8 protein-coding genes and 2 pseudogenes are annotated in these 8,434 nt (G+C 67.1%); 3 read left to right on the forward strand and 7 right to left on the reverse strand.

All coding sequences use genetic code 11. The features are described from left to right. The 6 genes and pseudogenes from ACAM49_RS36405 to ACAM49_RS36430 all read right to left on the reverse strand — a co-directional run. A pseudogene (locus ACAM49_RS36405) lies at positions 1-268 on the reverse strand (hypothetical protein); the annotation flags it as partial. A 49-nt stretch (positions 269-317) separates the two neighbouring features. Next, complete coding sequence (locus ACAM49_RS36410) at positions 318-593, reverse strand: hypothetical protein (RefSeq protein ID WP_369640081.1); 276 nt, start codon at positions 591-593, stop codon at positions 318-320. A 129-nt stretch (positions 594-722) separates the two neighbouring features. After that, positions 723-1,634, reverse strand: coding sequence for an amino acid ABC transporter permease (locus ACAM49_RS36415; RefSeq protein WP_369640082.1), 912 nt, complete (start codon positions 1,632-1,634; stop codon positions 723-725). After that, positions 1,631-2,311 (reverse strand): amino acid ABC transporter permease, encoded by a 681-nt coding sequence (locus tag ACAM49_RS36420; protein ID WP_369640083.1) that lies wholly within the window; start codon positions 2,309-2,311, stop codon positions 1,631-1,633. The genes ACAM49_RS36415 and ACAM49_RS36420 overlap by 4 nt, the downstream gene beginning before the upstream one ends. 81 nt (positions 2,312-2,392) lie before the next feature. Beyond that, complete coding sequence (locus tag ACAM49_RS36425) at positions 2,393-3,232, reverse strand: glutamate ABC transporter substrate-binding protein (protein WP_369640084.1); 840 nt, start codon at positions 3,230-3,232, stop codon at positions 2,393-2,395. Positions 3,233-3,283: 51 nt separating this feature from the next. Then, positions 3,284-4,012: an amino acid ABC transporter ATP-binding protein gene (locus tag ACAM49_RS36430; RefSeq protein ID WP_369640087.1), complete on the reverse strand. Its 729-nt coding sequence runs from the start codon at positions 4,010-4,012 to the stop codon at positions 3,284-3,286. 210 nt (positions 4,013-4,222) lie between these two features. On the opposite strand from ACAM49_RS36430, the gene miaB reads away from it, so the two are divergent. Further along, on the forward strand, positions 4,223-5,749 hold the full coding sequence (gene miaB / locus ACAM49_RS36435; protein WP_369640085.1) for a tRNA (N6-isopentenyl adenosine(37)-C2)-methylthiotransferase MiaB: 1,527 nt from the start codon (positions 4,223-4,225) through the stop codon (positions 5,747-5,749). Positions 5,750-6,025: 276 nt separating this feature from the next. Beyond that, complete coding sequence (locus ACAM49_RS36440) at positions 6,026-6,625, forward strand: hypothetical protein (RefSeq protein WP_369640088.1); 600 nt, start codon at positions 6,026-6,028, stop codon at positions 6,623-6,625. Between the two features lie 57 nt (positions 6,626-6,682). Here the strand turns inward: ACAM49_RS36440 and ACAM49_RS36445 are convergent, their stop codons facing one another. After that, positions 6,683-8,080, reverse strand: coding sequence for an MFS transporter (locus ACAM49_RS36445; RefSeq protein ID WP_369640086.1), 1,398 nt, complete (start codon positions 8,078-8,080; stop codon positions 6,683-6,685). A 94-nt stretch (positions 8,081-8,174) separates the two neighbouring features. Between ACAM49_RS36445 and ACAM49_RS36450 the strand changes: the two are divergent. Beyond that, a pseudogene (locus ACAM49_RS36450) lies at positions 8,175-8,434 on the forward strand (hypothetical protein); the annotation flags it as partial.

Consider the following 8,434-nt stretch of genomic DNA (forward strand, 5'->3'; position numbering starts at 1 on the left):
CTCGGAGGGCGGGGGTGTCGAGCGGGGTGATGTGGAAGCCGCTGCGGCGCTTGATGCCCCAGGTCAGGAGTTCTTCGGCGGCTGAGTTCCAGATATTCGACGTCCTACCGTCGCCGCCCGTCGTCCGGTCGTCGCCGCCCGGGCGGCCGTCGCTCAGGATCGTGGTTGTCTCGAAGCGCCGGAATCCGGGCACCTGTGCGGCCCAGTCAGGATCGGCGGGATTGGTCGCGCCGACCGGGCCGTAGGTGAAGTCCCGGTCTGAGTCCATCGGCCCAGCATATGCATGCGCGCCGGGGTCAATGGGAGGACGCCTCGGCTCAGTGCAGGACGCCGCCGGGGCGGCGGGTGGAGACCGCGCGGCGGGTGTGGCGATGGTTGGGGTGGCGGCGGTGGCGTGCGGCGGCCAGGTGCGCGGGGGCGGAGCCGTCGGTGGCGGCGTGCCGGTTGCCGCGGAGGCGGGGGAGGGCCTCGGAGAGGCGGAGGCCGCCGAGGATGGCCGCGAAGGTGGCGAGGCCGGCGGCCAGCGGGGTGATGACGGTGATCAGGAAGAGCCCGAAGACGAATTCTCTTCGAGCGCTGTCGTCTTCGTTCATGAAATTCAGTATGCGAGCTGGGACGGAGATTGTCCGCAGGTCGGCTGAGCATTCTCTGAGAATGCGTGGTCGAAATGCCCGGTCCCGGTTCGGGAATGGCGGTGGTTCCCGAACCGGGAGGTCAGTTCATTACCGGGATTCGCCGGCCCCGGCCCGATCCACCACGGTCACACCCATACCCGGGGGAGCCGCGATGGCACCGGCGGGCAGTGCGGTCCGCGACCCGCGCTTGCGGGTGCGCAGCCACCTCTCCACCCGCGTGGCGACCACGGTCAGCGTGTAGTTGATGACGATCATGATGGCGGCCACCATGATCAGCGACTGAATCGGATTCTGTTCCGCCGCACCGAGCTGCGCGCCCGACCGCACGACCTCGAGATACGTGATCTGGTAGCCCAGCGCGGAGTCCTTGAGCGCCACCACCATCTGCGAGATCAAGGCCGGCAGCATGGCCGTGACCGCCTGCGGCAGCAGAATCGACACCATCACCTGCGTCTTGCGCATGCCCAGCGCGACCGCCGCCTCGCTCTGCCCCTTGGGCAGCGCCAGGATGCCGGACCGCACGATCTCGGCGATGACCGACCCGTTGTAGACCGTCAGCGCCAGCACCACGGCCGACAGCGCCAACTGATCGGACGGAAAGACATTGTTCTGCGCGAACAGGTTGAACAGGAAGATCATCAGGATCAGCACGGGAATGGCCCGCGAGATCTCGACGATGAACCCGGCGACCCACCGGATCGACCGATGGTCCGACAGCCGCAGAATGCCGAACACCATGCCCAGCACCAGCGCCAGCACGATCGACAGCGCCGCCGCCTCGAGCGTGCCGCGCAGACCCGGCAGCAGGTAGGTCGACCAGATCTGGCTCTCGGTGAACGGTTTCCACTTCGCCCATTCGAACTGGCCCTTGTCGGCGAGCCCGCGGTAGACGAACCAGATCACACCGGCCGCCACCGCCACCGCGATGACCGAGTAGATCCGATAGCGCATCCGCGCCCGGGGTCCGGGCGCGTCGTAGAGCACAGAAGCCGCGGTCATCGCGCCACCCCGTATCGTTTGGCCAGCCAGCCGAAGAGCAATCCGGTCGGCAGGGTCAGGATGACGAACCCGAGCGCGAAGATGGCGCCGATATTGAGCACCGCCGCCTCGTTCTCGTTCATCTCCGACATGAGCAGCGCCGCCTCACCGACACCGATGGCCGAGGCGATGGTCGAGTTCTTGGTCAGCGCGATGAACACACTGCCCAGCGGCGCGATGACCGCCCGGAACGCCTGCGGCAACACCACCAGCCGCAGGTTCTGCCCGAAGGTGAACCCGAGCGACCGTCCCGCCTCGGACTGCCCGAACGGCACGGTATTGATGCCCGACCGCAGCGACTCGCACACGAAAGCCGCCGTGTAGACGCTCAATCCGAGAATCGCGAAGCGAAAACTGTTCTGCGAGATGCTGTCCGGCCCCTCCGGCGCGAGCCGCAGCCCGAGCGAGGAGTACAGGCCGAGCGAGCAGAACACGATGATCAGCGTGAGCGGCGTATTGCGAATGATGTTGACGTACAACGTCCCGAACCACCGCGCGACCGGAATCGGCGAGACCCGCATGGCCGCCACGAGGGTGCCGATGATCAGCGCCCAGAACGCCGAGTACAGCGTCAGCTTGATGGTCACCCAGAACGCGTCGAGCAGCTTGGTGTGATAGTTGGAGATCAAGTCGAACACGACTGCCCCATTCCTCCGATCGGAAAACGAAGCGCGCCGGGCGATTTCAGCGATGAGAAATCACCCGGCACGCGCCGTGACTCAGTACCGGTCGACCTTGGGCGGCTCCGGGATCTGGAAGCCGGTGGAGCCGAAGTTCTTCTCCAGCGCCGCCTTCCAGGCACCCGTGCTGATCATGGCCTCGATGGCGTCATTGATCTTGTTGCGGGTCTCGGTGTCGCCCTTCTTCACGCCGATGCCGTACTTCTCGGTGGTGAAGGTGTTGCCGACCACCTTCAGCGCGCCCGGCGACTGCGCCGCGTAACCGCGCAGGATGATGTCGTCGGTGGTGACCGCGTCGACCGCGCCGGACTTGAGCGCCTCGACACACAGCGAGTAGGTGTCGTAGGTGATCAGCTGCACCTCGTGCGCGCTGACGTACTTGTCCTTGATGTTCTGCGCCGGGGTCGAGCCCTTCACCGAGCACAGCTTCTTGTTGCCGTTCAACGAGTCCGGCCCGGTGATGTCGGTGTTGTCCGACCGCACCAGCAGCGACTGACCGGTCTGGAAGTACGGGCCCGCGAAGTCGACCTTCTGCTTGCGCGCGTCGGTGATGGAGTAGGTGGCGACGATGAAGTCGACCTGCCCGTTCTGGATCAGCGTCTCGCGCTGCGCCGACGGCGACTCCTTGAAGGTGATGTTCTCCGGCTTCACGCCCAGCTTGTCGCCCACGAACTTGGCCACATCGACATCGAAGCCGCTGTAGCTGCCGTCCTTGTTCAGCAGGCCCAGGCCCGGCTGGTCGTACTTGATGCCGACGGTGAGCTTGCCCTTGGCAGCGTTCTCACCCGCGGACTTGTTGCTGCCGCCGCCGCAGGCGGTGACGGCGAGCGCCAGGGCAGCCACTCCGGCGGCGATCCGGATTGCGTGGTTGATCCTCATCGAACGTCCTGTTCTCTCGTGGAGGGGGAGGTTTTCCCTAAGTGGAGTGGGTCAGTGGGAAAGGATCTTGCCCAGGAAATCCTTGGCGCGATCCGACTTCGGCGCGGTGAAGAAGGCGTCGGGGGTGGAGTCCTCGACGATCGCCCCGTCGGCCATGAACAGCACGCGATTGCCCGCGCGCCGCGCGAAGCCCATCTCGTGGGTGACGACCAGCATGGTCATGCCGTCCTTGGCGAGCTTCACCATCACCTCGAGCACCTCGGACACCATTTCCGGGTCGAGCGCGGAGGTGGGCTCGTCGAACAGCATGACCTTGGGATCCATGGCCAGCGCGCGGGCGATGGCGACGCGCTGCTGCTGCCCGCCGGAGAGCTGCGCGGGATACTTGTCGGCCTGGTTGGCGATGCCGACCCGCTCGAGCAATTCCAGCGCGCGCCCGCGGGCCGCGTCCTTCTTGAGCCCGCGCACCTTCACCGGCGCGAGCATCACGTTCTCGATGATGGTCTTGTGCGCGAACAGGTTGAACTGCTGGAACACCATGCCCACATCGGCGCGCAGCCTGGCCAGCGCCTTGCCCTCGTCGGGCAGTTTCACTCCGTCGACGGAGATCTCACCGGAATCGATGGTTTCGAGCCGGTTGATGGTTCGGCACAGGGTCGACTTGCCGGAGCCCGAGGGACCCACCACGATCACGACCTGCCCGCGGGGCACTTCGAGATTGATGTCACGCAATACGTGCAGCGAGCCGAAGTGCTTGTCCACATTCCGCATCGAGATCATCGGCGCGGAGGTGCTGATGGGATCGGCAGCGTCGGTCATGACCAGTGACCCTAACCACTGTGCGCCCGAAATGCTCGTCTTTGCCTTTGCGGCTCCAACTGTGCCGGGTCTCGACACCCCCGCGTAACCAGCGATTGATACTCCCGAGACCGCGATCACCCCGTCGGACGCTGATTCGGCGACAATTCGGCGACCATCTACCCTGGTTGGGTGAATTCCCCGGCCCGCACCTATGAGGTCCGCACTTACGGCTGCCAGATGAACGTGCACGACTCCGAGCGCCTCTCGGGTCTGCTCGAGGATGCCGGCTACGTCAAGGCCGTGGCCGGCGATACCGCTGACCTGGTCGTCTTCAATACCTGCGCGGTCCGCGAGAACGCCGACAACAAGCTGTACGGCACCCTCGGCCACCTCGCGCCGATCAAGGCCGACCGGCCCGGCATGCAGATCGCCGTCGGCGGCTGTCTGGCGCAGAAGGACCGCGACACCGTGGTCAAGAAGGCGCCCTGGGTGGATGTGGTGTTCGGCACCCACAACATCGGCTCGCTGCCGGTGCTGCTGGAGCGGGCCCGCCACAATGAAGAGGCTCAGGTCGAGATCATCGAAGCGCTGGAAGCGTTTCCGTCGACGCTGCCCGCCAAGCGCGAGTCCGCCTACGCGGGCTGGGTGTCGATCTCGGTGGGCTGCAACAACACCTGCACCTTCTGCATCGTCCCGTCGCTGCGCGGCAAGGAGGTCGACCGCCGCCCCGGCGATGTGCTCGCCGAGGTGCAGGCGCTGGTCGATCAGGGCGTGCTCGAGGTGACGCTGCTGGGTCAGAACGTGAACTCCTACGGCGTCTCCTTCGCCGACCCGACCGAGGAGCGCGACCGCGGCGCGTTCGCGAAACTGCTGCGCGCCACCGGGAACATCGAGGGCCTCGAGCGCGTGCGCTTCACCTCCCCGCACCCGGCCGAGTTCACCGACGACGTGATCGAGGCCATGGCCGAGACGCCGAATGTCTGCCCGCAGCTGCACATGCCGCTGCAGTCGGGTTCGGACCGCGTGCTGAAGGCCATGCGCCGCTCCTACCGCAGCGCGAAGTTCCTGGGCATCATCGAGAAGGTGCGCGCGGCCATGCCGCATGCCGCCATCACCACCGACATCATCGTCGGCTTCCCGGGCGAGACCGAGGAGGACTTCCAGGCGACGCTGGATGTGGTGCGGCAGGCGCGCTTCACCAGCGCCTTCACCTTCCAGTACTCGATCCGCCCCGGCACGCCCGCCGCGACCATGCCCGATCAGCTGCCGAAGGAGGTCGTGCAGGAACGCTACGACCGGCTGATCGAACTGCAGGAGCAGATTTCGCTCGAGGGCAATCAGGCGCTGATCGGTTCGACCGTCGAGCTGCTGGTCGCCGAGGGCGCGGGCAAGAAGAACGACAAGACCGCCCGCATGTCCGGCCGTGCCCGCGACGGTCGTCTGGTCCACTTCCGCCCGACCGCGAATCCGTCCCCCGGCAACGAGATTCGCCCCGGCGACGTGATCACCATCGACGTCACCGGCGCGGCCCCGCACTACCTCATCGCCGACGGCGAGGTCCTGACCCACCGCCGCACCCGTGCGGGCGACGCCCACGAGCGCGGCATCACCCCCAAGACCGCGCCCATCGGCGTCGGCCTGGGCCTGCCGAGTATCGGCGCGCCGGTCGTGGTCGAGACCGCGGCCGCGGGCTGCGGCTCCGCCTGCGGGGACTGAGCCCACCCGGTTTCCGCGATTCGGCGGGGTCGCTGTCAACTACGCAGCGTCATAGGGCAGGATGCCTGGGGTACGTGCGGGTCGATGCGCCCGTCGCGGGAACCCCGGGCCGCACGCCGCCGACCAATGACGCGCAAGGCGTGAGCGAGGATCGCGAGCGGAATGACCGAGCAGCAACCCACCGGCCCCGACGAGTCAGACCAGCCTCGTGAGCAGCCGGAACATCCGGAAGACGAAGCACCACACGCAGAACCGACCGAGGCGAACGAGGAGAGCATGAAGGCCGAGGCGAGCGAGAACGCTCCGCAGCACAATCACGACTTCGAGCAGTTCCGTTCGGACCTCGAGGCGGTCGAGCGCAAGATCGCCGGGGAGATCGATCCGGGCGTGCGCGCCATGGTGGTCGCGGGCTCGGTGTTCGTGCTGCTGGCCTCGCTGGTGCTGCCGCACGCGGGCAAGACCCGCGGCTTCGACGTGCTGCTGTACGACACGGTCGCCCAGGCCGACCACATCGGGCTGCCGTCGCGGCTGTTCGTGTGGTTCGTGGTGGTGTTCGGCATCGGCTTCTCGATGCTGGCGCTGATCACCCGCCGCTGGCTGCTGGCGTGGATCGCGGTCGCGGGTTCGGCGATCGGCAGCGTGTTCGGCGTGCTGTCGATCTGGCATCGGCAGACTCCGGGGCTGGGCAACTACCACGGCGCGGGTCCGGCCATCGGGTTGATCCTGGCGACCATCGCGATCATGGTGTTGACCTTCCACTGGGTGCGGGTCGTGTGGGCCCGCACCTCGGTGCACCTGGCCGCCGAGGAGCAGCGCCGGCTGGCCGAGTCACAGGCCGAGGAGCAGCAGCGCCGCCGGTTGTTCGGCGAGGACTGAAATTCGGGAAAGGCCCGGCCGCAATCCGATTGCCGCCGGGCCTTTTTCATGTCCTGATCAGGCGCGGTCGGGCCGATAGGCGAGTGCGGCGACCATCGCGGCCAGGCCCGCGACGACCATATAGAGCCAGCCTGCCCGGAATTCGGTCATGGTCCGGGTGGCGGCGGAACCCAGGATCGCGGTGAGGATGGCGACGCCGAGGGCGGAGCTGGTCTGACGGGCCATCATCAAAGTGCCGGAGCCCAGCGAGATCTGGTCCTCGGGCAGCAGGGTCGAGGCCCCGAACAGCGGCGGCTGTAGCAGCGCCGTGCTGGCCCCGGCCAGCAGCGCGCCGGGAATCATCACCACCGCATAGGACTTCGAGAAGCCGCTGGCCACCACCCACCAGGCGCAGCCCAGCGCGATGGTCGCGCCGCCCAGCGCCGCCGAGGTGCGCGCACCGAACCGTGCCACGAAGCGGCCCGAGAACGGCGACATCACCAGGCAGCTGATCGGCGTGGCGGCCACACCGAGACTGGCCTGCAGCACCGAGTAATGCCATTGCTCGGTCATGAACAGCGTCGCCTCCAGAATCATGGCGGCGAAGGCCAGGTAGTAGCAGAAGACGCCGAGGGTGGCGGTGCGGAACAGCTTGTGCCGCAGGATGGTCGGGCTCACCACCGGGTCGGGGTGGCGGCGCACGTGCCGGACGAACAGGGCAGTCAGGACGATCGCGGCGGCCAGGCAACCCAGCGTGCCGGGCGCGGTGTAACCCCAGTCGGTGGCCTGCACGAACACCGTGGTGAAACCGGCTGTGGCCCCGAGGATCAGCGCCGCGCCGAGCAGATCCAGCCGCCGGTTGACCCGGTGACGGATATCGGGCAGCACCTTCAGCCCGAAGGCGAACGCCACCACCGTGAACGGGACGTTCAGCAGGAAGATCCACCGCCAGCCCGCCTGCAGCAGCAATCCGCCGATCACCGGTCCGCTCGCGCCGCCCGCCGAGGCGATGGCGGTCCAGATGCCCATGACCGTGGCGTGTTCGCGTTTCGGGAACACCGGCAGCACCAGGCCGAGACCGGTCGGAATGAGCAGGGCGGCGGCCGCGGCCTGCAACACGCGCGCCGCGATGAGGACGGTCAGATTCGGTGCGAGACCGCAGGCGATCGACGCCAGCCCGAATAGCGCTATGCCGAGCAGGAATCCGCGCTTGCGCCCGGTGTCATCGGCGAACCGACCGGCCGGAACCAGCAGGGCGGCCATCACGATCGTGTAGGCGTTCAACGTCCACGACACCATGCCGGTGGAGGCGTCCTCGAACGACCGCTGCAAGGCCGGGAAGGCGACGATGACCGCGAAAAGATCCAGGATCGCCAGGAATTGGGCGATACCGGCTATCGCCAGCACTCGCCATCGCCTCGGTTCGGCCGTATCCGGTTGGGAGACCGGGATTGTGCGTTCGCTCGTCGTGGTCATGTTCTCGACCTTGCGCGCTCGCGACCCGATCCACGAGTGGCAGGAATGCCACACTGCGATAGATTCCTGACAACTCTCGCGCTAGCGTGGAGCCATGGATTCGAACGGCCCCGGAACCCTCGCCCTCGCAGTAGCTTCCGGGATGCCGATCTTCGAGGTCGCCATCCCGTACCAGGTCTTCACCGAACTTCCCCAGGGCGTCGCCCCCGCCGACTGGTACGACTTCAAGCTCTGCGGCCCCCGCGACACCCGCCACGCGACCCTGCGCCACCACTTCGCCAGCAATACCGAATACGACTACGACGACCTGATCAACGCCGACACCGTCATCGTCCCGTCGACCCCGCACGCCCC

The sequence above is a fragment of the Nocardia sp. JMUB6875 genome, assembly GCF_041154655.1.
Taxonomy (GTDB): Bacteria; Actinomycetota; Actinomycetes; order Mycobacteriales; family Mycobacteriaceae; genus Nocardia.

Coding starts and splice junctions, on each gene's coding strand:
- ACAM49_RS36410 (WP_369640081.1), bottom strand. CDS start 593: ATGAACGAAGACGACAGCGCTCGAAGAGAATTCGTCTTCGGGCTCTTC.
- ACAM49_RS36415 (WP_369640082.1), bottom strand. CDS start 1,634: ATGACCGCGGCTTCTGTGCTCTACGACGCGCCCGGACCCCGGGCGCGG.
- ACAM49_RS36425 (WP_369640084.1), bottom strand. CDS start 3,232: ATGAGGATCAACCACGCAATCCGGATCGCCGCCGGAGTGGCTGCCCTG.
- ACAM49_RS36430 (WP_369640087.1), bottom strand. CDS start 4,012: ATGATCTCGATGCGGAATGTGGACAAGCACTTCGGCTCGCTGCACGTA.
- ACAM49_RS36440 (WP_369640088.1), top strand. CDS start 6,026: ATGAAGGCCGAGGCGAGCGAGAACGCTCCGCAGCACAATCACGACTTC.
- ACAM49_RS36445 (WP_369640086.1), bottom strand. CDS start 8,080: ATGACCACGACGAGCGAACGCACAATCCCGGTCTCCCAACCGGATACG.